Source organism: Sphingobium fuliginis, from assembly GCF_015074805.1.
Classification (GTDB): Bacteria; Pseudomonadota; Alphaproteobacteria; order Sphingomonadales; family Sphingomonadaceae; genus Sphingobium; species Sphingobium fuliginis.
The window spans coordinates 956,883-981,763 of sequence record NZ_CP060036.1 but is presented as its reverse complement, the minus strand read 5'-3'; the positions used below and the strand labels follow the sequence as shown (position 1 = coordinate 981,763).

The following is a 24,881-nucleotide window of genomic DNA, read 5'->3' as shown; positions in this document are numbered from 1 at the left end:
GCCGCCGCGCTGCGGGCTCAACTGCTGGTCCAGCCGCCGCCCAGCGCCCTGAACAGGTCGACCTGGGCGAAGGCCACCACCCGGTTCGCCGTCGCCAGATCGCTCTCCGCCGCCGCCAGCGTCCGCTGCGCGTCCAGCACGGTCAGGAAATCGATCTGCCCCTCCCGCTGCCGGGCAAGGCTGATGCGGGCCGCCCGCCCGGCGGCCTCCCGCGCGGCCTTCAGCGTATCGCGGCGCTCCAGCGCATGGGCATAGACGGACAGCGCCGTCTCGGTTTCCTCCAGCGCCTGCAGCACCGTGCCGTCGAACGCCGCGAGCGACCCGTCGGCATCGGCCCTGGCGGCTGCGATCCGGGCGCGATTGGCCTCCTGATTGGGGAAGGCCCAGTTGATCAGCGGCCCCAGCAGCCAGCGGAACGGCCCGCCGCCGAAAATATCGCCGCCGCCCACCGCCGTCGTGCCGATCGATCCGCCCAGCGTGATGCGCGGATAAAGGTCCGCCGTCGCCACCCCGATCCGCGCCGTGTCGGCGGCCAACCGCTGCTCGGCGGCCCGCACGTCCGGACGCCGGGCCAGCAGGGCGCGCCCGTCCCCCACCGGTATGGGCTGGCTGAGGCCGGGCGTCGTCTTCTGGTCCTGCACCGGCGCGGGCAGCTCCTGCGGCGTCCGCCCCGTCAGCGTCGCCAGCCGGAACAGCGCGCTGTCCCGGTCCGCGATCAGGCTGGGGATGATCGCCGCCTGCTGGTCGCGCAGCGCCGTCACGCGGATCACGTCCAGCCGGTCCGACCGGCCCACCTCGAACCGCGCATTGGTGATGCGGATGCTGTTGTCGAGCAGCGCCACCGTCTGCCGCGCCACGGCGATCCGCTCCGCCGAACTGGTCGCGTCGACATAGGCGCGCACCGTGTCCGCGACCACCGCCACGCGCACCGCGTCGGCGTCGGCCGCGGCGGCGTTGACGTCGCCCTTCGCCGCCTCGATGCTGCGCTTCACCCGCCCGAACAGGTCGACCTCATAGGCGACGTTCAACCCCGCATCGACGGTCCAGTTCTCGCGGTCGGCCCCCGGCAGCGTCTGCGCGGCCGACGCCCGGCCATAGCTGGGCGAACCGCTCAGGGTCGTCTGCGGCAGCCTGTCGGAACGGGCGCCGCGCAACTGGGCGCGGGCCTTTTCCAGCCGGGCGACGGCCACGCGGATGTCGCTATTGGCCTTCAGCGCGTCCTGCACCAGCCCGTCCAGCATCGGATCGCTGTAGAGCCGCCACCAATGCTCGTCGGCCTGCGCCGTGCTGACTGCTGTGCTGGCCGCCGGACTGGCCGCGCCGATAAAGGCCCCGGCAGCAGCGGTCGGGGTAGCCGGGGCCTTATAGTCCGGCCCTGCGGCGCAAGCGGTCAGGGCCGACGCGCCGAGCAGAAGGGGGAGGAGTGTCTTGATCATCATGCCGTTCCTTATTCGGCGGGTTGCAGCGCGGCGGGGGCCTGACCCTTGCCCTTGCGGGAAAAGCGGTCGCCCAATGCGCGGCACACGACATAGAAAGTGGGGGTGAAGAGCAGGCCGAAAGCCGTCACGCCGGTCATCCCGAAGAAGACGGCCGTGCCCAAAGCCTGCCGCAGCTCCGCGCCCGCCCCGCTCGCGATCACCAGCGGCACCGCGCCCAGGATGAAGGCGAAGCTGGTCATCAGGATCGGACGCAGACGGGTCTGCGCTGCCTGAACGGCGGCATCCACCGGCGAAAGTCCCTGTTCCTCTTCGGCCTGCTTGGCGAACTCGACCACCAGGATCGCGTTCTTCGCCGCCAGGGCGATCAGCACGACCAGCCCGATCTGCGTTAGGATATTATTGTCCATGCCCCGCAGGTTCACGCCCAGCATGGCCGCGAACAGGCACATCGGCACGATCAGGATGATCGACAGCGGCAGCGTCAGGCTTTCATATTGCGCCGCCAGCACCAGGAAGACGAAGAACACCGCCATGGCGAAGACGACGCCCGCCGTATTGCCGGCGATCACCTGCTGATAGGCGACGCCCGTCCATTCCTTGCCATAACCGGCGGGCAGGGTGGAATCGGCCAGCTTCTCCATCGTCGTCAGCGACTGGCCCGAACTGTATCCGGGCGCGGTATCGCCGTCGATCTCCACCGCCGGCAGCAGGTTGTAGCGCACCACGCGATAGGGGCCGGTCTTGTCCCTGAAGGTCGAGACGGAACCGATGGGCACCATCTGCCCGCTGTTCGACCGGGTCTTCAGATTGGCAATGTCCGCCACCGTGCCGCGATGGTCGGCATCGGCCTGCGCGGTCACGCGATAGGTGCGCCCCAGCAGGTTGAAGTCGTTGACGAAGGCGGAGCCCAGATAGACCTGCATCGCTTCGAACACGCGCTCCGGCGGCACGCCCAGCAGGTCGGCCTTGCGCCGGTCCACATCGGCATAGACGCGGGGCGTGCCGACATCGAACAGCGTATAGACCATGTTGAGTCCGGGCGTCTGGTTCGCCTTGGCGATGAAGTCCTGGGCGACCTTGTTCAGCCCGGCATAGCCATGATCCTCACGATCCTGCACCATCAGGCGGTATCCGCCCGCCGAACCGATGCCCTGGATGAGCGGCGGCGGCACGAGCAGGATGCGGGCCTTGTCATAACCGGCGACGGCCTTGTTCGCCTGCTCCATGATCCCGGCATAGGTGACGCCTTCTTGCCGACGCTCGGCGAAGGTCTTGAACGGGAAGTAGATGGCGGCGCTGTTGGGCGCCTGCGTCTGCGAAGGGCCATGGAAACCGGCGAACATCACCGCGCCGCGTAGGCCCTTTACCGGCAGGATTCTCGCCGCGACCTCCCGCGTCACCTTGTCGGTGCGTTCCAGCGAAGCGCCGGAGGGCAACTGCACCACGGCCAGGAAATAGCCCTGATCCTGCGCGGGGATGAAGCCGCCGGGCGTCACCCAGAACAGGGCGATGGTGGCGGCGATCAGCCCCGAATAGGTCAGCAGCATCTTCTTGGGCCGCGCGACGAGGAAGCGGGTGAGGCGGGCATAGCCAGCGCTCAGCCGGTCGAAGCCGCGATTGAAGCGGTCGGCCGCCTGCCCGGCCAACCGGCGCCAGCGCGGCGCATTGTCCAGATCATGCCCGCCATTTTGGACATGGGGCTTCGACTTCAGCAACAGCGCCGCCGCCGCCGGAGACAGAGTGAGCGAGAGGATCAGCGAAATGATCGTCGCGGTCGAAATGGTGACGGCGAACTGCTGGTAGAAAGCGCCCGAAATGCCGGTGATGAACAAAGTCGGCACGAACACCGCACACAGGACGAGGACGATGGCGATCAGCGCCGTGGACACCTCATCCATGGACACGCGGGCGGCCTCCAGCGGCGACATGCCATGCTCGATATTGCGCTCGACATTCTCGACCACGACGATGGCGTCGTCGACGACGATGCCGATGGCCAGCACCAGCCCGAACAGCGACAGATTGTTCAGCGAATAGCCCAGCCCCGCCAGGATCGCCGCCGTGCCGATCAGCGAGACCGGAATGGCGATGATCGGGATGACCGCCGCGCGCCAGTTCTGGAGGAAGACCAGAATGACGAGCACGACCAGGATCACCGCTTCGAACAGCGTGTGATAGACGGCGTCGATGGACTGGGCGATGAATTCGGTCGGATTGTAGATGACGCTATATTCCAGCCCCTTGGGGAAGCGCTTGGAAAGCTGCTCCATCTCCGCCTTCACCTTCTCCGCCGCGTCCAGCGCGTTGGAGCCGGGGCGCTGCATCGTCGCGATGACGACGGTGGGCTTGTTCGACAGATAGGTGTTGATGCCATAATCCTGCGCGCCCAGTTCGACGCGGGCGACGTCGCCCACCCGGACCTGACGGCCGTCCGCATCGGTGCGGATGACGATGTCCGCAAACTGCTGCGGCTCGGTCAGGCGGCCCTGCATCTCGACGCCAAGCTGGAAGGCTTCACCGCGATCATAAGGGGGCTGGCCGATGGAACCGGCGGACACCTGCACATTCTGGGCGCGCAGGGCCTGCACGATCTCGCCCGCGGTCAGGTTGAGCGCGGCGGCGCGGTCGGGGTCGATCCAGATGCGCATCGCATAGTCGCGCGATCCGAAAAGCTGCACATCGCCCACGCCGTCCAGCCGCGCCAGCCGGTCGCGCACCTGCGTCAGCGCATAGTTGGAGATATAATCGCGGTCGAACGTCCCGTCCGGCGACTGGAGGTTCACGACCATCAGGAATTCCGGGGTCGTCTTGCGCGTGACGACGCCCAGCCGCTGCACCTCTTCGGGCAGGCGCGGGATGGCGACGGCGACGCGGTTCTGGACCAGCACCTGCGCGGCGTCCAGATCGGTGCCGACCTTGAAGGTGACGGTGATCGTGACCTTGCCGTCGCCGGTCGACTGGCTGCTCTGGTAGAGCATGTCGTCGACGCCGTTGATCTCCTGCTCGATCGGCGCGGCGACGGTGGACGCGACGGTTTCGGCGGATGCGCCGGGATATTGGGCGGACACCGTGACCGTGGGCGGCACGATGTCCGGATATTGCGAAACGGGCAGACCGACAAAGGCGATCGCGCCGACCACGGTGATGATCACCGCGATCACGGCGGCAAAGATCGGCCGGTCGATGAAGAAACGGGAGAGGCGCATCGGACGAATTCCTCGATGGCGTGAAAAGGGGTTCGCGATCCGGGGAGCGCGCGTTTCAGCTTGATTTCCTACCTCTGCCTCCGTTCGCCCTGAGCTTGTCGAAGCCTGTCCTGAGCGCCTGCCTTGCAGGCAGTCGAAGGGGGCTTCACTTCTCTTCAAGGAAAAGTGCAGGGCTTCGACAGGTTCAGCCCGAACGGGGAGGGCGTGATGCCTTAGCGCGCAAAGGTCGCCTGCGCCGCAACCGGCGCCGCCGCATCCACCGCCGCAACCGGCGCCGGAGCCGCCTTGATCGCCGCCGGCTTCGTCGCGACCTTCGCACCCGGCATGGCCGCCTGAATGTTCGACACGATCACCCGGTCGCCGGGCGTCAGCCCCGCGCGGATGATGCGCAGCCCGTCCACCACCGGACCCAGCTCCACCGGCTTCGCCGCGACGCTGTCGTCCCGCCCGACCACCAGCACGGTCTTGCGCGCCTGATCGGACTGGATCGCCTCATCCGGCACCAGCAAGGCATTGACCTTGCCGCCATTGGCCAGCCGCATATTGCCGAACAGCCCCGGCGTCAGGAACATGTCCGGATTGTCGAACACGGCCCGCACCCGGATCGTCCCCGAACGCGGATCGAGCCCATTGTCGGTGAAGTCCAGCCGCCCCTTGTGCCGATAATCCGCTTCATCCTGCAACCGCACCTCGACCGCCCCGCCAGCGCCCCTGTCGCGCTGCGACTTCAGATACAGCGCCTCGGACGCATCGAAGTTGAAGTAAATGGGATCGAGCTTGTTGACCGTGGTCAGCAATGTCGCGCCCGCCCCTTCGCCCGCCGAGACGAGATTGCCGATATCGACCCGCCGGTCCGAAACCCGCCCCGAAATCGGCGCGCGGACCTGCGTGAACTCCATGTCGAGCGCCCGCTGCCGCTCCCGCGCCTGCGCCCCCGCCAGCGCGGCCTGCGCCGCCTGCAACCGCGACCGGAGCGAGTCCACTTCACTCGCCGAAACCGCCTCATCCCCCGTCAGACGCTGGACGCGGCTATAATCATTCTGCGCCAGCAGCAAGGCGCTGCGGGCGCTCGCCGTGCTGGCCTTCGCCTCCGCCAGAGCCGCCAGGAAGGGCCGCTGGTCGATGGTGAAGAGCAGTTGCCCCGCCTTCACATAATCGCCGTCCCTGAAGTGGATCGCCGTCACCGACCCCGACACGCGGGGACGAATCTCGACCGTCTGGCTGGGCGCGAAGCGTCCGACATAATCGTCCCACTGCGTCACCGCGCGGGTCAGCGGGGCGGAGACGCCCACGGTGACCAGCGGGGTGGCGGCCGCCTGCGCCTCGGGCCTGTCGATCAGCTTCCACGTCACGCCGCCCAGGATGGCGAGCGCGATCACGCCCAGCGAAACATGGCGCTTTCGCCAGCGGGCGAGGGGGGTGGCCGACCTGGTGTCGACGTCGATGGGGGTGTGCATGTTCATGGTGTCAGCTCCGGGAACCTTGGAAGCGCCGTTGCGCGCTGATGCTGGCCAGCAGCGTTTCGAGCTGGCCCTCGTTGAATCCGGCCTTCAAAAAGGCCTTCAGGAAGGAAGGACGGACCGCATAGCCGCGATGCCAGGCGTCGACCGCCAGACGGCGCAGGCTCTCCAGCCGCTTGTTGGCAAGGCGCGGATTGGCCCGCTCCCCAAATATCCAGCTTTTCACCCGGTCCCAGCGGTCCGGCGCGCGCAGCGACGACAGGCCGTCCCCCCGCGCAAGCTGGATGATCTGCCATTCGACGGGCGCGAAACCGGCGTTCGCCGCCCTTTTGACGCCAATCGCTCCGCCATCTTCGGCCAGCGTGGCAAGTTGCAGAAATGCCATGGCAATTCCCCTGTGCATGACGCGCAACCGGGAATCGGGCCGACGCATCGTCGTCCGCTGCGAGCCATCCCGGCCGAACGTGGAAAAAAAACCTCTCCGCCGCGCGACCGGCGGGCCGCGCGTCGAACAATGGAATGATGGTCAGGTCGCGCCGCCCTGTTGGGCTGGTCGCGTCAGGTCGTCAGCGACGACAGGATTTGAGAAACGTCCGCATCATGTGACCTCTTTTGGAGAGCAGGTCTATTCAATACTGACTGGTATATAATGCGGTGCAGCAGCAGGGTCAACAGGCTTTTTATACCGTTTGGTAATTTTTCGGTATGGAATTCCGGAAAGCCCGGTTTTCCGTCACTTCCCCGGCCAGACGGCCAGCGTCGTCTCCACCAGTTGCTCCAGCAGTTCACGCGACATCCCCGCGCTCGCATGCACGGCCATGCCCTGCACCACGGCGGTCAGATAGGTGGCCAGCGCCTTCGGCTCGATCGTGTCGGGAAAGTCGCCTTCCTCCCGCGCCCGTTCCAGCCGCGCCACCAGGGCCGCGTCGGAGGAGGCGCGGCGGGCGATGACCTCGTCGCGGATCGACTCGGCCTGCGTGGCGCAGGCGACCGCGCTGATCACGCCCAGGCAGCCATGCGGATCGGTCGTCCCGGTCTGGATCGCCAGCGACCCGCGCAGCAGCCGTTCGGCCACGCCCTTTGCGGTGGGTTCGTCCAGCGCGGACTTGATGTAGCACAGCTTGTCGCGCTCATAGAGGTCGAGCGCCTTGCGGAACAGCGATTCCTTGTTGCCGAAACAGGCGTAGAGGCTGGGCTTGGTGATGCCCATCGCCTCGGTCAGTTCCGCCATGGACGCGCCTTCATAGCCACGCCGCCAAAAGACGGTCAGCGCGGCACTGAGCGCTTCTTCGGGATCGAACTCCCTCGGGCGTCCCCTCGCTGTCTGAGTCTGTGTTTCCATACCGAGCGGTATATAGTGAGAGTTGCGCCCATCGTCCAGACCCGGCTTCTACGGAGCGCCACTTTGCCCTATCAGCCGGAAAAAAGAGAGTAAAGCGCGCATGCAGACCCGCCTTCTTCAATATTTCCTGGCCCTGGAGAGGGAAGGGCATTTCGCCCGCGCCGCCGCTGCCTGCCATGTCTCGCAGCCCACGCTCTCGGCCGGCATTTCCGCGCTGGAGGCGCAACTCGGCAAGCGCCTGATTCAGCGCAACCGCCGCTACGCCGGGCTGACCGAGGAGGGCCGGGCGATCCTCCCTTGGGCGCAGCAGCTTGTCGCGGCGGCGGACAATCTGATGCAGGCGGCGGCGGTCGCCAAGGGCCCCTTGCAGGGCGAATTGCGCCTGGGCGCGATCCCGGCCGCCATGCCCGCCGTCGGCCCGCTGGTGGAGGCGCTGCTGGAGCGGCATCCCGGCCTCAACATCTCGGTCCGGGCGCTGACCTCGCGCCAGATCGAGCGGGAGCTCGCCGCCTTCGAACTGGACGCGGGCCTCACCTATCTGGATTTCGAGCCGCCCTCCCACATGCTGGCCGCGCCCCTTTATGTCGAGCGCTACATGCTGGTGGCGGCGCGGGGCGTGCTGGATGAAAAGCGCCCGCCGGACTGGGAGGATGTGGCCGCCCTGCCGCTGTGCCTGCTCCATCAGGGCATGCAGAACCGGCGCATATTGGACGCCCGGCTGGGCGAACGGGGCCTTGCGCTGCGCCCGGTGGTGACGGCGGACAGCTATGTCGCCCTGTTCGCGCTGGTGCGGCAGGGGCGGCTCTGCTCCATCGTGCCGGACAGCCATGCGATGCTGCTCGACGGTCTGGACTGGGTGCGCACCTTCGCGCTGCCGGACGCGGAGGAGGGGAGCCGCATCGGCGTGATCGTCTCCGACCGCGCCCCGCTGGGCCCGCTGGCGCAAGCGGTCCTGACCGTGGCGCGGGACATTTCGGACAGGATGGGGCTGGGTTGAAACGCAGCGCGCCCGACCCGAACGGGATCGGCTGATCCCGTAGAGCGGCCGGACAAAAATTATTCCCCATCCCCCAACACAATCGCATCGATCCGCCGCAACATGGCGACGAACGACTCCACCTCCTCCGCACTGAAATGCGAGAATATCCCGCTCTCCAGCTCCAGCGCCCTGGGCGCGATGGCCCCATGCAACCGCCGCCCTTCCTCCGTCAGCGCCAGCAGATGCGACCGCCGGTCCTCCGCATTGGGCAGGCGCTGGACAATCCCCTGCCCGCTCAACGCAATCGCCGCCCGGCTGACCGTCACCTTGTCCATGCGGCTCCGGGCGCAGATCTGCTGCTGCGTAACGCTGCCAAGCTCCGCCACCCAGGCAATGACCCGCCATTCCGCAATGCTGATCCCGAACAGCCTCTCATAACTTTGCGCGATGGTGTCGCTCAGCAACGCCGCCGTGAAGGACAGGCGATAGGGAATGAACTGATCGAGGCGCAGCGTCTTGGCGGTCATCCACAACTGGTAACATTTGATACTTCATCGGCAAAGCGCTATGATGGTAACAATTGATACCACAGGAGTCGCGCCGAAATGGGAGAGAGCAGGCCATCCGCAGCCGCCATGCTGACAGGCTTCGGCAATCATTTCGCGACGGAGGCGGCGCCCGGCGCCCTGCCCGTGGGCCGCAACTCCCCGCAACACGCCCCCTATGGCCTTTACGCCGAACAACTGTCCGGCACCGCCTTCACCGCGCCCCGTGCGGAAAACCGGCGAAGCTGGCTCTACCGCCTGCGCCCCGCGGCCAATCACCCGCCCTACCGCCCCTATGAGGCCGAAACCCTCCTGCGCAGCGGCCCCTTCGACGAAGCCCCCCCGACGCCCAACCGCCTGCGCTGGGACCCCCTGCCGCTCCCCGAACGATCGGTGGATTTCCTCGACGGCCTCATCAGCTATTGCGGCGCGGGCGATCCGGCGGCGGGCGAGGGCCTGGCCGTCCATCTCTACGCCGCCAACCGCCCGATGGAAAAGCGCGCCTTCACCAATGCCGACGGCGAAATGCTGATCGTGCCGCAGCAAGGCAGGCTGCGCCTCACCACCGAAATGGGCGTGATGGATGTCGCGCCGGAACAGATCGCGCTGATCCCCCGCGGCGTGCGTTTCAGGGTGGACCTGCCCGACGGAACGGCGCGGGGCTATGTCTGCGAAAATTACGGGGCCTTGTTCCGCCTCCCCGACCTCGGCCCCATCGGCGCCAACGGCCTCGCCAACGCCCGCGATTTCGAAACCCCCGCCGCCTGGTTCGAGGATGACGACAGCCCCCACGAAATCGTCCAGAAATTCGCCGGCCAGCTGTGGACGACGACGCAGGACCATTCCCCCTTCGACGTGGCGGCCTGGCACGGCAATCTCGCGCCCTGCCGCTACGATCTGCGCCGGTTCAACACGATGAACACGGTCAGCTACGACCATCCCGATCCGTCGATCTTCACCGTGCTGACCTCCCCCAGCGACCGGGCGGGAACCGCCAATTGCGACTTCGTGATCTTCCCGCCGCGCTGGATGGTGGCGGAGGACACATTCCGCCCGCCATGGTTTCACCGCAATGTGATGAGCGAATTCATGGGCCTGATCCACGGCGTCTATGATGCCAAGGCAGGCGGCTTCGCGCCGGGCGGCGCGTCGCTGCACAATTGCATGGCGGGCCACGGCCCGGACAAGGCCAGCTATGAAGGCGCGCTGGCCGCCGAGTTGAAACCGCACCGGATCAGCGACACCATGGCCTTCATGTTCGAAAGCCGCTTCGCCTTTCGCCCGACCCGCTTCGCGATGGAAACGCCGCTGGGCCAGTTGGACTATGACGATTGCTGGTCCGGCTTCACCAAGGCGCAACTGCCGCAAGGGGCCGGCTCAAGAGAAGAGGAGGGGGCATGAGCTTCCCGCAGATAGACGAAACCCATGATCCCGCCCGGTCGAGCTGGGTCGAGGGAGCCGATGGCCATCCCGACTTCCCGGTCCAGAACCTGCCCTACGGCATTTTCTCGCCCCCCGGCGGCGCGGCGCGGGCGGGCGTCGCGATAGGGGAGCGGATTTTCGACCTGCGCGCCGCCGCCGAAGCGGGCCTGCTTCCCGCCGCCGCCGCCGCCGTCCTGCACGGAACCACCCTAAACGCCCTGATGGCGCTCCCGGCGGCGGACCGGCTGGCGCTGCGCCGCTGGCTCAGCGCCCTCTTCAGCGATGAAGGACAGCGCCACGCCGTCGAACCCCTGCTGCACCGGGCGGCGGATTGCGCGCTGCACCTGCCCGCCGCGATAGGCGATTATACCGACTTCTATGTCGGCATTCACCACGCCACCAATATCGGCAAGCTGTTCCGCCCCGACAATCCGCTGCTGCCCAATTATAAATATGTCCCCATCGGCTATCATGGACGGGCATCCTCCATCCGGCCGTCAGGCGTGCCGGTGATCCGCCCGCAGGGCCAGCGCAAGGCCCCCGATGCCGATGCTCCGGTGGTGGGGCCCAGCCAACGACTGGATTATGAGCTGGAACTGGGCATCTGGATCGGCGCGGGCAATGCGCTGGGGGAGCCTGTGCCGATTGCCGAGGCGGCGAACCATATAGCGGGCTTCTGCCTGCTCAACGACTGGTCGGCGCGCGACTTCCAGGCATGGGAATATGTGCCCCTGGGCCCGTTCCTGGCCAAGAATTTCCAGTCCACCATCTCCCCCTGGGTCGTGACGGCGGAGGCCATGGCCCCCTTCCGCATCGCCCAGCCTCCAAGGCCGCAGGGCGACCCGCAACCCTTGCCCTATTTGTGGGACGAACAGGATCAGGCCCATGGCGCACTGTCCGTCGATCTGGAGGTCCATCTGTCGAGCGCAAACATGCGGGCGCAGGGCCTCGCGCCCATGCGCCTCTCGCGCGGCCCCGCTTCCTCCATGTACTGGACCGCGCAGCAGATCGTCGCCCATCATGCGTCCAACGGCTGCAACCTCAATCCCGGCGACCTGCTGGGGACGGGCACGCTCTCCGGCCCGACGCCGGACAGCTATGGCAGCCTCATGGAACTGACCGAGGGCGGCAAGACGAAGATCCTCCTGCCGACCGGTGAGGAACGCGCCTTTTTGCAGGATGGCGACGAACTGGCGCTTAAGGCGGTGGCGCGGGCGGACGGCTATGTCCCCATCGGCTTCGGGGAATGCCGCGCCCTGATCGAGCCGGCGCGATGAGCGCGCTCACCCTCCACGGCTATTGGCGTTCGACCAGCTCCTATCGCGTACGGATCGCGCTGAACCTGAAGGGCGTGGCCTATGATCAGGTCACGCACGACCTGCGCACCGGCGCGCAGCGGGAACCGGACTATCGTGCCCTGTCCCCGCAAGGGCTGGTCCCCGCCGTGGAGGCGCAGGGTTTTGCGTTCACGCAAAGCCCCGCCATTCTGGAGTGGATCGAGGAACGCTGGCCGCAACCGCCCCTGCTGCCGCCCGATGCGGAGGGGCGGGCAATCGTGCGCTCCATGGCGGCGCTGATCGGCTGCGACATCCATCCGCTCAACAATCTGCGCGTCCTTCAGGCGCTGAAGCAGGATTTCGGCGCGGACCAGCCCGCCCTCGACACATGGATCGCCCGCTGGATCACGGACGGCTTCGCCGCGCTGGAGGCATGGGTGATGCGCCATGGCCGGGGCTTCGCCTTTGGCGATCGGCCGGGGCTGGCGGACTGCTATCTGGTGCCGCAACTCTATTCGGCGGAGCGCTTCCATGTCGACCTGTCCGCCTTTCCCGCCCTCGTCGCGGCGGGGGAAAAGGCGCGGGCGCTGGACGCCTTTGCAATGGCCCATCCGTCCGTCCAGCCCGACGCCGATCCATGAGCGAGGACGAACGGCTGACCGCGACCCCGCCGGGCGTGGCCCTGGCTCCGCTCGACAGCATAGCGGACGGCAAGGCGCGCAATTTCGTGATCCAGATGCGCAAGGGCCGCTTTCACGGCTTCGTCCTGCGCATCGGGAACGAAGTCCGCGGCTATGTCGACCGCTGCCCCCATATGGGCCTGCCCCTGGCACAGAAGCTGGACGATTATCTGACGCCGGACGGCGCCCTGATCGCCTGTAGCTGGCACGGCGCCCTCTTCGCGCCATCCGACGGCGCATGCCTGGGCGGCCCCTGCGCGGGCGCTGCGCTGATCCCCTGGCCGGTGACGGTCGAAGACGGAATGATCGTGACGGCGGTTTGATAGATAATCTCTATCAAACATGATCGTCTTCGATTTGACGCCACTCCCGCCAGCGCGCAGCATGGCGCGCAGGAAAGGGCGGAAAAGATGCAGCAGGAAGACGCGACGAGGCTGATAGAGGACTGGACCCGGACCCATGGCCGCACCCGCGACCGCCTGCTCCCGCTGCTGCACATGTTGCAGGAAGAGATAGGCTTTATCGATGATGCAGCCATCCCCGCCATCGCCACCGCACTCAACCTCAGTCGCGCAGACGTTCATGGAGTTGTGACCTTCTACCATGATTTCCGCCGAACCCCCGCCGGCCGGCATGTCGTAAAACTCTGCCGCGCCGAAAGCTGCCAGGCCCGCGGCGCCACGGCAATCGAGAAGGCCGCAACCGATCGGCTGGGCGTCCCCATGGGCGAGACGCGCCCGGACGGACAGGTCACGCTGGAACCCGTCTATTGCCTCGGCCTGTGCGCCGTCGGTCCCAACGCCCTTGTCGACGGAAGGCCGGTCGCGCGGATCGATGCGGCCACGCTGGACCGGATCGCGCAGGAGATCGCGGCATGAAGCGGGTCTATGTCAGCCGGGACATGGCCTCCGTCGCCCTGGGCGCGGACGAGGTTGCCCACGCCTTCGAAGCCGCAGGATGCGAGGTGGTCCGCACCGGCAGCCGGGGGCTCTTTTCCATCGAGCCCTTGGTCGAGGTCGAAAGCGAGGGGAAGCGGATCGGCTTCGGGCCGGTCGGCCCCGCCGACATAGCGGCCGTACTGGACGGCAGCCATGAAGCGCGGCTGGGCGACGTGGCGGCCTTGCCCTTCTTCGCCGGGCAGCAACGCTTCACCTTCGCGCGCTGCGGAGTGATCGATCCGCTCAGCCTGAAGGACTATGCCGAACATGGCGGCTGGCGCGGGCTGGAAACGGCGCGCGGCATGACGCCCCAGGCGGTGGTGGATGCGGTGAAGGCATCCGGCCTGCGCGGGCGGGGAGGGGCGGGCTTTCCCACCGGCATCAAATGGCAGACGGTGCTGGATGCGGTTTCGGACGCCAAGTTCATCGTCTGCAATGCCGATGAAGGCGATAGCGGCACCTTTGCCGACCGGATGCTGGTCGAAGGCGATCCCTTCTGCCTGATCGAAGGAATGGCGATAGCCGGTCATGCCGTGGGAGCAAGCCACGGCTATATCTATATCCGCAGCGAATATCCCTTCGCCATCGCCGCCATGCGGGAAGCGATCCAACTCTCCGCCGAGCGGACCGCGCCTTTCACGCTCGAAGTGCGCGTCGGGGCGGGCGCCTATGTCTGCGGCGAGGAAACTGCGTTGCTTGAAAGCATCGAGGGCAAGCGGGGACAGGTGCGGGCAAAGCCGCCTCTTCCGGCGCTGGCGGGGCTGTTCGGACGACCGACGGTGATCAACAATCTGCTCAGCCTGGCGGCGGTTCCCTTCATCCTGGCGGAAGGGGCGAAGGCCTATGCGGACGTCGGCTTCGGCCGGTCGCGCGGCACCATCCCGGTGCAGCTTGCGGGCAATGTGAAGCATGGCGGCCTCTATGAGATCGGCTTCGGCATCACGCTGGGCGAACTGGTGAACGACATCGGCGGCGGCACGGCCAGCGGGCGGCCCGTCCGCGCGGTGCAGGTCGGCGGCCCCCTTGGCGCTTATTTCCCGCCCAGCATGTTCGACCTGCCCTTCGATTATGAGGCTTTCGCGCAGGCTGGCGGGCTGATCGGCCATGCCGGGATCACCGTGTTCGACGACAGCGTCGACATGGCGCATATGGCCCGCTTCGCGATGGAATTCTGCGCGGTCGAAAGCTGCGGCAAATGCACCCCTTGCCGGATCGGGTCGACGCGGGGCGTCGAGGTGATGGACCGGATCATCGCGGCGCGGGACAGCGCGACCGTCGTTCAGGCCGGACGCAATTGGGAGGGGTATCTCCAGAAAGCGCTCAATTCCCGCACGCCCGACCGGATCGATACCGGGCTGGAGGCGCAGACGGCGTTGCTGCGCGACCTTTGCGACACGATGAAACATGGCTCGCTCTGCGCGCTGGGCGGTTTCACGCCCTATCCGGTGCTGAGCGCGCTCGATCATTTCCCCGAGGATTTCGGTGCCAAGTCGCCGGTGAAGGAAGCTGCGGAATGAGCTACACGCGCGAAACCGACCATGGAACCCCGCCCGCCATATCGACCGGCAGGAGCGTGACCCTCACCATCGACGGCGATACCGTGACGATGCCGGAAGGCACGTCGATCATGCGGGCGGCCTCGCTGACCGGCTGTTCGATCCCCAAGCTGTGCGCGACCGACAATGTCGAAAGCTTCGGTTCCTGCCGCCTCTGCCTGGTCGAAGTGGAAGGACGCAACGGCTATCCCGCCTCCTGCACCACGCCGATTGCCGAGGGCATGGTGGTGCGGACGCAGAGCGAGCGGCTGAAGCAGTTGCGGCGCGGGGTGATGGAGCTGTACATCTCGGACCATCCGCTCGACTGCCTGACCTGCCCGGCCAATGGCGATTGCGAATTGCAGGAGCAGGCGGGCGCCGTGGGCCTGCGCGACGTGCGCTACGGCTATGACGGCGCGACCAATATGGGGCAGGCGAAGGACCGGTCGAACCCCTATTTCGACTTCGATCCCAGCAAATGCATCGTCTGCTCCCGCTGCGTGCGCGCCTGCGACGAGGTGCAGGGCACATTCGCCCTGACCATCGAAGGGCGGGGCTTCGACTCCAGGGTTTCGCCATCGCAGGGGCGGGATTTCCTCTCGTCCGAATGCGTGTCCTGCGGCGCCTGCGTCCAGGCATGCCCGACCGCGACCCTGACCGAGAAGAAGGTGGTGGAGATCGGCACTCCGGATCGCGCAGTCGTCACCACCTGCGCCTATTGCGGCGTCGGCTGCACCTTCCGCGCGGAGATGCGGGGCGAGGAACTGGTCCGCATGGTGCCGTGGAAGGACGGCAAGGCCAATCACGGGCATAGCTGCGTCAAGGGCCGCTTCGCCTGGGGCTATGCCCAGCACCGCGACCGTATCCTCAAACCCATGATCCGCGCTTCGGTCGACGAACCCTGGCGCGAAGTGTCGTGGGAGGAGGCCATCGCCCATACCGCCAGCGAGTTCCGGCGCATCCAGGCAAAATATGGCACGCGCAGCATCGGCGGCATCACCTCCAGCCGCTGCACCAATGAGGAGACCTTCCTCGTCCAGAAGCTGATCCGCCAGGGTTTCGGCAACAATAATGTCGATACCTGCGCGCGGGTCTGCCATTCTCCCACCGGCTATGGGCTGAAGACGACCTTCGGAACCTCGGCGGGCACGCAGGATTTCGACAGCGTGATGCAGGCCGACGTGATCCTGGTCATCGGCGCCAATCCGACCGACGGCCATCCGGTCTTCGCCAGCCGCATGAAGAAACGGCTCAGGCAGGGCGCCAAGCTGATCGTCATCGATCCCCGGCGGATCGATCTGGTGAAGTCGCCCCATGTCGAGGCTTCCCATCATCTGCCGCTCCGGCCCGGCACCAATGTCGCCATGCTGACGGCGCTGGCGCATGTGATCGTGACGGAAAAGCTCTATGACGAGGCGTTCATCCGCGATCGTTGCGATTGGGATGAGTTTGCCGAATGGGCCGATTTCGTTTCCGAACCGCAGCGCTCGCCCGAAGCGGTCGAGCCCCTTACCGGCGTCAAGGCGACGGAGGTCCGCGCCGCCGCCCGGCTTTATGCGACCGGCGGCAATGGCGCGATCTATTACGGACTGGGCGTGACCGAGCACAGCCAGGGCAGCTCCACCGTCATGGCCATCGCCAATCTCGCCATGGCGACCGGCAATATCGGGCGCGAAGGCGTGGGCGTGAATCCCCTGCGCGGGCAGAATAATGTGCAGGGTGCCTGCGACATGGGCAGCTTCCCGCACGAATTTTCGGGCTATCGCCATGTCTCCGACGATGCGGTGCGCGGCCAGTTCGAACAGGCCTGGGGCGTCACGCTGGATGCGGAGCCGGGGCTGCGCATCCCCAACATGCTCGATGCAGCGACGGACGGCACGTTCAAGGGCATCTTCATCCAGGGCGAGGATATTCTCCAGTCCGATCCCAACACCCATCATGTCGCGGCGGGGCTTGCCGCGATGGAATGCGTCGTCGTGCAGGACCTGTTCCTCAATGAGACGGCCAATTATGCCCATGTCTTCCTGCCGGGATCGACCTTCCTGGAGAAGGATGGAACCTTCACCAACGCCGAACGCCGCATCCAGCGCGTGCGCAGGGTGATGGCGCCGCTCAACGGCCATGCCGATTGGCAGATCGTCCAGTTGGTCGCGCAGGCCATGGGGCTGGGCTGGTCCTATGCGCACCCTTCCGAAATCATGGACGAGATCGCCGCGCTGACGCCCACCTTCGCGGGCGTGCATTATGACCGGCTGGATGCAGAGGGATCGCTGCAATGGCCTGCCAATGATGCAGCGCCCGACGGCACGCCAACCATGCATATCGGCGGCTTTGTGCGGGGGAGGGGCAAGTTCGTCGTCACCGACTATGTGCCGACCGATGAGAAGACCGGGCCGCGCTTCCCGCTGTTGCTGACCACCGGGCGCATCCTCAGCCAATATAATGTCGGCGCGCAGACGCGGCGGACCGCGAACGCGGCCTGGCATCCGGAGGATCGGCTGGAAATCCATCCCAACGACGCCGAAAATCGCGGGATCAGCGATGGCGACTGGGTCTCGCTCAAGAGCAGGGCCGGGGAAACCAGCCTGCGCGCCCTGATCACGGAGCGGGTCGCGCCGGGCGTGGTCTACACCACCTTCCACCATCCCGACACGCAGGCCAATGTCATCACCACCGACTATTCCGACTGGGCCACCAATTGCCCGGAATATAAGGTGACGGCGGTCCAGGTCATGCGTTCCAACGGACCGAGCGACTGGCAGCGCGACTATGCGGAGCAGGCACGGCACAGCAGGCGCATTGCGCCCTTGGAAGCGGCCGAATAGGATCGAGCGCATGAGCGATGAAAATGAAGTCATGTCGACCGAGGACCGCCTGATCTACATGGCGAACCAGATCGCGCGCAATGTCGCGGCGTTGGGCGAGGCGGAAGCTGTCGCCATGACGGCGGACCATATCCGTGCCTTCTGGGATCCGGCGATGAAGCAGCGCATTGCTTTGCTGGCGGCCGCGCGTCCCGGCGCACTGTCTCCGATAGCCGCCGCCGCTGTCGGCCGGGTCGTGGCGCTTTGAGCGCCGCGCCCGAAGATCGGCCCTTCACCTTCAGGCACATAACGCCGGCAGGCCCCATCACCCCGGTGACGCGGGAATTGGCAGAGGAAGTGCCGATCGCCATCGAATTCAACGGCATCGGCTATGCCGTGTTGATGGCTACACCCGCCGATGTCGAGGAACTGGTGCTGGGTTTCACGCTGGCGGAGCGGTTGATCGGCCGGGAAGATGCGCCGTTCGAGGTGGATGTGCATGCGACCGAACAAGGGATCATTGCCCGGGCGACCCTGCCGGAGGAGCGAACGGAGGCCTTGCTGAGCCGGGTGCGGCATCGCGCCTCGGAATCGTCCTGCGGAATTTGCGGGGTGGAGAATCTGGAACAGGCGATCCGGCCCCTGCCATCCGTCACGGTTTCGACACGGGCCGACAAACAGGCGGTTTTTCGGGCGCTGGGGGAATTGAAAGGACATCAACCGCTCAATGCGAGAACCGGCGCGGCCCACGCGGCGGCGCTGGTGGCGGCAGACGGCACGATCCGCCTGGCGAGGGAAGATGTCGGGCGGCATAATGCGTTCGACAAGCTGATCGGCGCGATGTGGCGGCGTGGATGGACATGGGATGGCGGCTTTGCGCTGCTTTCCTCGCGCTGCTCCTATGAATTGGTGGAGAAGGCCGTGCTGGCGGACTGCCCCCTGCTGGTGACGATCTCCGCGCCGACGCGCCTTGCAGCCGAACGGGCGGCGGGGGCGGGGCTGGCTCTGGTGGCGCTGGCGCGCGCTGACTCCATCCTGTTATTCGGGGAAGGGGGGCTGGACCTCGATCAGTGAAGAAGCGCAGGGCTTCTGCCGCGATACTGGTTTCGCGGGAATCCGGATGCGCTCCAGGGCCGGGCCCTAATTCGGCTGCCCGGCGGATCGGAAGCGCAGGCGGATCGTTCCGTTCGCCGGCACCGTCATGGCCCAGACCTGCTTGCCCGGCTTTTTCGTCAGGCGACCGCTGAAGCCGCTGAATAGCCGTCCGCCGTTCGCTGGAAAGTCGATCTCGAAACGGATGGGGAAGGGATTGGCGTTGCGCACGACAAGGTTGTGATGGAGGATGCCCTTGCCCGCCTCTTCCTGTTCCGGTTCCAGTGTCAGGTTGCTGGCTTGCGCGAAGGACCATTCGACTTCCTCGTCGACGGTCTTGTCGCCTGTGGTGCTTTCCCCGACATACATGCGGCCCCAGGGGCTGTCCTGATAGAGAACCGCGCGTCCCGCCGGAAGGGGATCGCCCAGGCCATCCTTCCTGCCGTTGCGGAAGCGGAACAGCATCCGGGGATCGTCCGGCTCTTCCCACCTCATCTCCGTGCGATAGACCAGGCTGCCCTTCACCTTCTGCTTCACCAGAAACGCCACCTGCTTCTGTGCACGGGCGGCGACGGTGACGGGAACGGGAATGCGGTACAGCTTGAGGTCGCCCAGATTTTCCGCCCTGGCGACCACGGCGACAGGAGCGGGGGCCGACAGCATGCCTTCCTGCCGCCGCTGGGCCGTCACGACAATGTCTTCGCCCGCCATCATCATGGCCATGGGCGGCGGTGCAGGCGGCGGCGGCGTGCCGCTGCCCAGGTCGCTCGTCGTCCCGGCGGGCCAGCAGGCGCTGAACCTGTTCAGATAGCGGGCTTCTTCACGCGCCCTTTCGCCGCTGTCGTCGCGGCTGTCCTCCGAACGGTTCACCCTTCCGGCTATGGCGGAAGCGGTTGCATCGGCAAAGCTGGTGTCGTCCGCGCTCGCCAGCGTCAGCCAGCCGAGCAGGTCCAGCGATTGGCCGTGCGGGGCCAATGTGCCGACATAGGTCGCATCCCAGTCGAAGCCGGTGGCGATATAGGCCAGGGTGATCGTCGCAGGTCCGCCGGGCTGGTCCCTGGTCGTCATGGTCAGCACCGGCTTTGCGGAGAGGGTCGCGGGCGCCCCCGGATAGAGGAGCGTCTGGTGCAGTCCGGAGCAATAGAGCGCCTCCACGCCTCGCATGGTCGTCACCACCAGACGGTCGGCGGCGGATCGCACGGTCGCGCTTTCCTCGACCGTCCTGCCGCTTGCCGGGTCGGTGCGGCGAAGGATCACCCGTTGCCCGGTAAAGGCGTCAACCAGCCCCTTTTGCGACAGCAGCGCCGCGTCGCGATTGCGCTCCCGCGGGGGCGCGCCAAAGAGGATCGCCGATTGCGGCACGATGCCGCTCGCCACCCCCTCGAACCGGATCACGGCTTCGCCCGGCGGCAACATAACCGTGCGCGTCTCCGCGATCAGGGCGAAGGCGCCGGGCTCATCGCGGTCGAGCGGAGCCTCTCCCCGCTCCGGGTCGCGGTAGAGCGTGACCGCCACCTTGTCCGGACCGCTGGAGATCACGACCGGCAACTGCGCCCTCGCGGCCAGGGGCGCCCAAAGCGGCAGGATCATCAGCCACAGCCACAGGCGGGGCATGGCCGCGCTTACCAGGGGGTGAGGAAAGTGGCGGTCAGTTCGACCTTGCCATTGGCGGGCACCGGCACCACCCAGCGCCGCAGGTCAGCCGTTTCCTGCACGCCGGGAATGCTCTCCTCCGGCACGCGCAGGTCGCGCCACCACCACCATTGGGACAGGCCGGACTGGACCACGTCGACATTCACCGGCACCGGCTTGGCATTGGTGACGATGTAGCGCATCCGCGTGCGAAAATATTTCTGCGGCCGCTCGACATAGCCTTCCGCCTTTGTGCCGTCGGGATAGGCGACGCGCCAGCGCTCGGTCTTCGTCCATTCGTCCGTCGTGATCGTGTCGCGCTGCTCGACCACCGGCTGCACCTTCACGTCGAAGGCGTCGCCCGTTCGCAGGGCGAGGGTGGAGCCGCCGGGCGTGTGCGGAATGCCGCTTTCCCCGATGAACTGGGCCTGCCCGCGCGCATCCCGCATATAGACGCGAACCGTGCCCGCGGGCAGGGCCGCGCCGATTCCGGAAGCCTTGGCATTGGAGAATTTGAGCACCGATGCGGCGCTTTCCGCCTGGTCCTTGCTTTCCATCCAGTTGCTGCGGAACTCGTAACCGCGTTCCGCCGGCACGCCCGATGCGTCGAGGAAGCTCACCTGCTTGGTCTGGGCATTGGCGATCGTCGTGCGACCCTCGATCGGATAGACATGGAAGTCGCCCAGTTGCTCGCCGCCGCTCTCCGTGCCGGGCCGGTTTCCGCGAGGCTGGGGCCGGCCGCCATTATAGCCGCCATAAGATTGCTGCACCTGTCCGACTTCCCCGGCGACCAGCAGGGCGCGGGCGTTGGCGAAAGCGGTGCCGGTGCTGTTGTTGAGCGTGATCCAGCCCTGCATGTCGAGCTTGCCCGCTTTCTCGTCGAACAGGGCGACATAGTCTGATTTCCAGCTCATGCCCGGCGTCAGGTAGCTCAGCGTCACCGGCCTTGCACCGCCCTGCGGCGCATCCATGGTGACGCTCAGCGTCGGGCGCGCGCGCAGATTGGGCGGAATGGAGGAGAAAATGACCCGCACAGGCAGACCGTCGTCGCGCAGCACCTCGATCCGCTCACCGATCTTCAGCACCACCCCGCCATTGGCCGCCAGCACCATTGCCTGTTCCCGCGTTTCCGCGCCGGTGGCTGGGTTGGTGCGCAGCAGGGTGATCGTCTGGCCCACCGCCTTTTCCATCAGCGATGCGGGTGACAAAAGGTCATAGTCGAAATTCTGCTCGACAATGCCGATGCCTTCTCCCGACAATGTCACCGTTTCCGGGCGAATGCGCGCCGAGACATCGGGAAATTCCTGCCGGGAGCGTCCGGAGGGCAGGGTGATGCGGCGGAGGTCCTGCACCAGCGCCAGATCGTTATTATAGATGGTGACGGACAGGTCGCCCTGGGCATTCGGCGCGGAAGGCTGAGCAAAGAGCGCCTGGGGAGCCAGGACCGCAACCGAGATTATCGCAGGACATATCAGACGCATGAAGCCCCCCTCCGCCAATCCTGCAAGACATGCCGCAAAAACAAAGGTCGTTCCAGAGGCATAATCCCGGAACGACCTTTGTCGCCTTTCAAGATGACGGTGGTGCAGGGCGGACAGGACTGCGCCATTCTTCCGCCCCGCTCGCGAAGGCGTCCAGCCCGCACCCGGCCCGCCGCCCTTCCATCCGTTCGGATGCTGCGGAGGGAGGCGCCAGTCCGTCGCTCAATGCAGGCCCGAACCGCCGCCAGCCAGTTCCTTGGCGATGGTGCCGACCATGTCCTTGGCATCGCCGAACAGCATCTGGGTGTTGCTGTTATAGTAGATCGGATTGTCGATTCCGGCGAAGCCCGCATTCATCGAACGCTTGATCACGAAGACCGACTTGGCCCGATCCGCCTCGATGATCGGCATGCCCGCGATCGCGCTCTGCGGATCGTCGCGCGCCGACGGATTGATCGTGTCGTTGGCGCCGATGATCAGCGCCACGTCCGCCTGCGGCAGTTCGGGGTTGATGTCGTCCAGCTCGATCAACTGCTCATAGGGCACGTTGGCTTCGGCCAGCAGCACGTTCATATGTCCCGGCATGCGGCCCGCGACCGGATGGATCGCGAACTTCACATCGACGCCCTTCTTGGTCAGCGCCTGATACAGTTCGCTCACCTTGTGCTGCGCCTGCGCCACCGCCATGCCATAGCCCGGAATGATGACGACGCTGCTGGCGTTTTCAAGCTGCAACGCCGCTTCCTCGGCCGAGGCCGAACGGACAACGCGGTCGTCCTTGCCGCCCGCCGCGCCGGCCACGACCTTGCCGAAGCCGCCGAACATGACATTGGCGAAGCTGCGGTTCATCGCCTTGCACATGATGACCGCCAGGATGAAGCCCGACGCACCGTCCAGCGCGCCCGCCACGATCAGCAGCTTGTTCCCCAGGGCAAAGCCCATGGCGCTCGCCGCAAGCCCCGCATAGCTGTTGAGCAGCGCGATCACGGTCGGCATGTCCGCCCCGCCGATCGGGATCACCAGCAATATGCCGAACAGCAGCGCCAGCGCCACGAAGGCGGGGAACAGCCAGGTCTGCGTCGGATCGAGCGCGAGCATCGCGGCGATCACCAGCGCCGCCAGCGCCACGGCGCCGTTCACCACCCGCTGCCCGACGAAGGAGACGGGACGGCTGCCCATGATCTCCTGCAACTTCGCGAAGGCGATGACCGATGCCGTGCAGGTCAGGAAACCCAGCAGCATCTCGAACATCAGCGCCCACATGATGAAGCTGCCGGCATATTCGCCATGGGCGTGCTTGTAATATTCCGCCGCGCCGATCAGGCCCACGGCAAGCGCGCCGAAGGCGTGGGAGATGGCGGTCCGCTGCGGGATCGCCGTCATCGGCATCAGCAGCGCCATCGGGATGCCGGCGGCCGCGCCCGCGACCATGGCGATGAGGATCAGGTTGTAATCGACCACCTCATGCTGGACCAGCGCGCCGACGATGGCGACCAGCATGCCGATCTCGCCCGCGCGCACGCCCCGGCGGGCCGTCGACGGGTGGCTCATCCACATCAGCGCCAGGATGAACAGCGACGATGCGATGATCGCCGCAAAGGGTACGAATGCGTTCATCTCACTTCCCCCGCGGCTTGAACATCTTGAGCATGCGGTCGGTGATCATGAAACCGCTGACCAGATTGACCGTGGCGCAGAACACCGCGACGAAGCCCAGCGTCTTTGCCAGCGGCGTCGCGCCTTCCTCGCCCGTGATGCTGATCGCGCCCACGATCACCACCGCTGCGATGGCGTTGGTCAGCGACATCAAGGGCGAATGCAGCAGCGGCGACACCTTCTTGATGAGCTGAAAACCGACGAAGGCCGCCAGGATGAAGACGAACAGATAATCGGGATTAAGCGAACTCATGACAGTGCCCCCGTCAATTGAAGCAGCCTTTCGCTGACGACTTTCCCACCCTGCGTCACGCGGATGGCGTTGCCGATTTCCTCGTCCAGCACCGGCGCGTTCCGGTCCTTGTTCCAGAAGGCGGAGAGGAAGTTATAGAGGTTGCGCGCAAACAGGGCCGATGCGTCGGCGGCGAGGCGCGAGGGCACATTCTTGTGCCCGACGATCTTGACGCCGTGCCGTTCGACCACTTCGCCCAGCACCGCGCCCTCGACATTGCCGCCCTGCTCGACGGCCAGGTCGACGATCACGCTGCCCGGCTTCATCGACGCGATCTGCGCGTCTGAAATCAGGCGCGGCGCGGGCTTGCCCGGAATCAGCGCGGTGGTGATGACGATGTCCTGCTTGGCGATATGGCCGGACACCAGCTCGGCCTGCGCCTTTTGATAATCCTCGGACATTTCGGTGGCATAGCCGCCCTTGCCCTCGCCCTCGATGCCCGCGACGCTCTCGACGAAGATCGCCTTTGCGCCCAGGCTCTCGATCTGCTCCTTGGTCGCGGAGCGCACGTCGGTGGCGGAAACCTGCGCGCCCAGCCGCTTCGCGGTCGCGATCGCCTGCAGGCCCGCGACGCCGACGCCCATGATGAACGCCTTTGCCGGCGACACCGTGCCCGCCGCCGTCATCATCATCGGGAAGGACCGGCCATATTCGGCCGCCGCGTCCAGCACCGCCTTGTAGCCGGCAAGGTTGGACTGGGAGGAGAGAATGTCCATCGACTGCGCGCGGGTGATGCGCGGCATGAACTCCATCGCCAGCGCCTCGAAACCGGCGGCGGCATAGGCGTCGACCCGCGCCCGCTCGACAAAGGGATTGAGGCCCGCGACGATCCACGCGCCGGGCTTGGCGCCCGCGATGCTGGCCACGTCCGGCCCCTGCACGCCCAGGATGATGTCGGCATCCGCCACAGTAGCGACGCGATCCGCCACCGTCGCACCCATGGCGGCATAGTCCGCATCGGATATGGCGGCGGACAGGCCCGCCCCTGCTTCCACCGCGACTTCCGCGCCCAGCGCCTTGAATTTCTTGACCGTTTCCGGCGTGCCGGAAACGCGGCGCTCACCGGGCGCCATCTCTTTCACTATGCCGATCTTCACTGCA

21 protein-coding genes are annotated in these 24,881 nt (G+C 66.4%); 10 read left to right on the top strand and 11 right to left on the bottom strand.

What is annotated here, in order from left to right:
• Positions 1-17: 17 nt before the first annotated feature.
• The 5 genes from H5V43_RS20465 to H5V43_RS20445 form a co-directional block, all read right to left on the bottom strand.
• Positions 18-1,439 carry an efflux transporter outer membrane subunit gene (locus tag H5V43_RS20465; protein WP_373278218.1) on the bottom strand — a complete coding sequence of 474 codons (1,422 nt, stop codon included), beginning with the start codon at positions 1,437-1,439 and terminating at the stop codon, positions 18-20.
• An 8-nt stretch (positions 1,440-1,447) separates the two neighbouring features.
• The gene (locus tag H5V43_RS20460) at positions 1,448-4,645 is read right to left on the bottom strand and encodes an efflux RND transporter permease subunit (protein WP_025547981.1); all 3,198 of its coding nucleotides are present in this window, start codon (positions 4,643-4,645) and stop codon (positions 1,448-1,450) included.
• Positions 4,646-4,857: 212 nt separating this feature from the next.
• Positions 4,858-6,108, bottom strand: coding sequence for an efflux RND transporter periplasmic adaptor subunit (locus H5V43_RS20455; RefSeq protein WP_025549483.1), 1,251 nt, complete (start codon positions 6,106-6,108; stop codon positions 4,858-4,860).
• 4 nt (positions 6,109-6,112) lie between these two features.
• Positions 6,113-6,490, bottom strand: a complete 378-nt coding sequence (locus H5V43_RS20450; RefSeq protein ID WP_025549484.1) for a hypothetical protein — start codon at positions 6,488-6,490, stop codon at positions 6,113-6,115.
• Positions 6,491-6,838: 348 nt separating this feature from the next.
• Complete coding sequence (locus H5V43_RS20445; protein WP_025549485.1) at positions 6,839-7,447, bottom strand: TetR/AcrR family transcriptional regulator; 609 nt, start codon at positions 7,445-7,447, stop codon at positions 6,839-6,841.
• Between the two features lie 100 nt (positions 7,448-7,547).
• Between H5V43_RS20445 and H5V43_RS20440 the strand changes: the two genes are divergently transcribed.
• The gene (locus tag H5V43_RS20440; protein WP_025549486.1) at positions 7,548-8,444 is read left to right on the top strand and encodes a LysR family transcriptional regulator; all 897 of its coding nucleotides are present in this window, start codon (positions 7,548-7,550) and stop codon (positions 8,442-8,444) included.
• Between the two features lie 59 nt (positions 8,445-8,503).
• Here the strand turns inward: H5V43_RS20440 and H5V43_RS20435 are convergent, their stop codons facing one another.
• The gene (locus tag H5V43_RS20435) at positions 8,504-8,953 is read right to left on the bottom strand and encodes a MarR family winged helix-turn-helix transcriptional regulator (RefSeq protein ID WP_025549487.1); all 450 of its coding nucleotides are present in this window, start codon (positions 8,951-8,953) and stop codon (positions 8,504-8,506) included.
• A 78-nt stretch (positions 8,954-9,031) separates the two neighbouring features.
• Here H5V43_RS20435 and hmgA point away from each other — a divergent pair, with 78 nt between their 5' ends.
• The 9 genes from hmgA to fdhD all read left to right on the top strand — a co-directional run bounded on the left by hmgA (position 9,032) and on the right by fdhD (position 18,701).
• Positions 9,032-10,372 (top strand): homogentisate 1,2-dioxygenase, encoded by a 1,341-nt coding sequence (hmgA, locus tag H5V43_RS20430; protein WP_025549488.1) that lies wholly within the window; start codon positions 9,032-9,034, stop codon positions 10,370-10,372.
• The gene (gene fahA / locus H5V43_RS20425) at positions 10,369-11,670 is read left to right on the top strand and encodes a fumarylacetoacetase (RefSeq protein WP_044661089.1); all 1,302 of its coding nucleotides are present in this window, start codon (positions 10,369-10,371) and stop codon (positions 11,668-11,670) included. Before hmgA ends, fahA begins: the two co-directional genes overlap by 4 nt.
• On the top strand, positions 11,667-12,311 hold the full coding sequence (gene maiA, locus H5V43_RS20420; protein WP_044661090.1) for a maleylacetoacetate isomerase: 645 nt from the start codon (positions 11,667-11,669) through the stop codon (positions 12,309-12,311). The genes fahA and maiA overlap by 4 nt, the downstream gene beginning before the upstream one ends.
• On the top strand, positions 12,308-12,673 hold the full coding sequence (locus H5V43_RS20415) for a Rieske (2Fe-2S) protein (RefSeq protein ID WP_025549493.1): 366 nt from the start codon (positions 12,308-12,310) through the stop codon (positions 12,671-12,673). The genes maiA and H5V43_RS20415 overlap by 4 nt, the downstream gene beginning before the upstream one ends.
• 87 nt (positions 12,674-12,760) lie before the next feature.
• Positions 12,761-13,228 carry a formate dehydrogenase subunit gamma gene (locus H5V43_RS20410; RefSeq protein WP_025549494.1) on the top strand — a complete coding sequence of 156 codons (468 nt, stop codon included), beginning with the start codon at positions 12,761-12,763 and terminating at the stop codon, positions 13,226-13,228.
• Complete coding sequence (locus H5V43_RS20405; RefSeq protein WP_044661091.1) at positions 13,225-14,805, top strand: NADH-ubiquinone oxidoreductase-F iron-sulfur binding region domain-containing protein; 1,581 nt, start codon at positions 13,225-13,227, stop codon at positions 14,803-14,805. The genes H5V43_RS20410 and H5V43_RS20405 overlap by 4 nt, the downstream gene beginning before the upstream one ends.
• Positions 14,802-17,648, top strand: a complete 2,847-nt coding sequence (fdhF, locus tag H5V43_RS20400; protein WP_025549495.1) for a formate dehydrogenase subunit alpha — start codon at positions 14,802-14,804, stop codon at positions 17,646-17,648. Before H5V43_RS20405 ends, fdhF begins: the two co-directional genes overlap by 4 nt.
• A 10-nt stretch (positions 17,649-17,658) precedes the next feature.
• Positions 17,659-17,895: a formate dehydrogenase subunit delta gene (locus tag H5V43_RS20395; protein WP_025549496.1), complete on the top strand. Its 237-nt coding sequence runs from the start codon at positions 17,659-17,661 to the stop codon at positions 17,893-17,895.
• Complete coding sequence (gene fdhD / locus H5V43_RS20390) at positions 17,892-18,701, top strand: formate dehydrogenase accessory sulfurtransferase FdhD (protein ID WP_025549497.1); 810 nt, start codon at positions 17,892-17,894, stop codon at positions 18,699-18,701. The genes H5V43_RS20395 and fdhD overlap by 4 nt, the downstream gene beginning before the upstream one ends.
• 66 nt (positions 18,702-18,767) lie before the next feature.
• Here the strand turns inward: fdhD and H5V43_RS20385 are convergent, their stop codons facing one another.
• From H5V43_RS20385 to H5V43_RS20365, 5 genes are all read right to left on the bottom strand, one after another.
• Positions 18,768-20,333: a DUF4139 domain-containing protein gene (locus tag H5V43_RS20385; protein WP_052628177.1), complete on the bottom strand. Its 1,566-nt coding sequence runs from the start codon at positions 20,331-20,333 to the stop codon at positions 18,768-18,770.
• A gap of 8 nt (positions 20,334-20,341) precedes the next feature.
• Entirely contained in the window at positions 20,342-21,832 is a 1,491-nt protein-coding gene (locus H5V43_RS20380) for a DUF4139 domain-containing protein (RefSeq protein ID WP_025549499.1), read from the bottom strand.
• A 222-nt stretch (positions 21,833-22,054) separates the two neighbouring features.
• Entirely contained in the window at positions 22,055-23,449 is a 1,395-nt protein-coding gene (locus H5V43_RS20375; RefSeq protein WP_044661092.1) for an NAD(P)(+) transhydrogenase (Re/Si-specific) subunit beta, read from the bottom strand.
• Position 23,450: 1 nt separating this feature from the next.
• A complete protein-coding gene (locus tag H5V43_RS20370) occupies positions 23,451-23,741 on the bottom strand; it encodes an NAD(P) transhydrogenase subunit alpha part 2 (protein WP_025549500.1) in 291 nt (96 codons plus the stop codon).
• Entirely contained in the window at positions 23,738-24,877 is a 1,140-nt protein-coding gene (locus H5V43_RS20365; RefSeq protein WP_025549501.1) for an NAD(P) transhydrogenase subunit alpha, read from the bottom strand. Before H5V43_RS20365 ends, H5V43_RS20370 begins: the two co-directional genes overlap by 4 nt.
• Positions 24,878-24,881 lie beyond the last annotated feature (4 nt).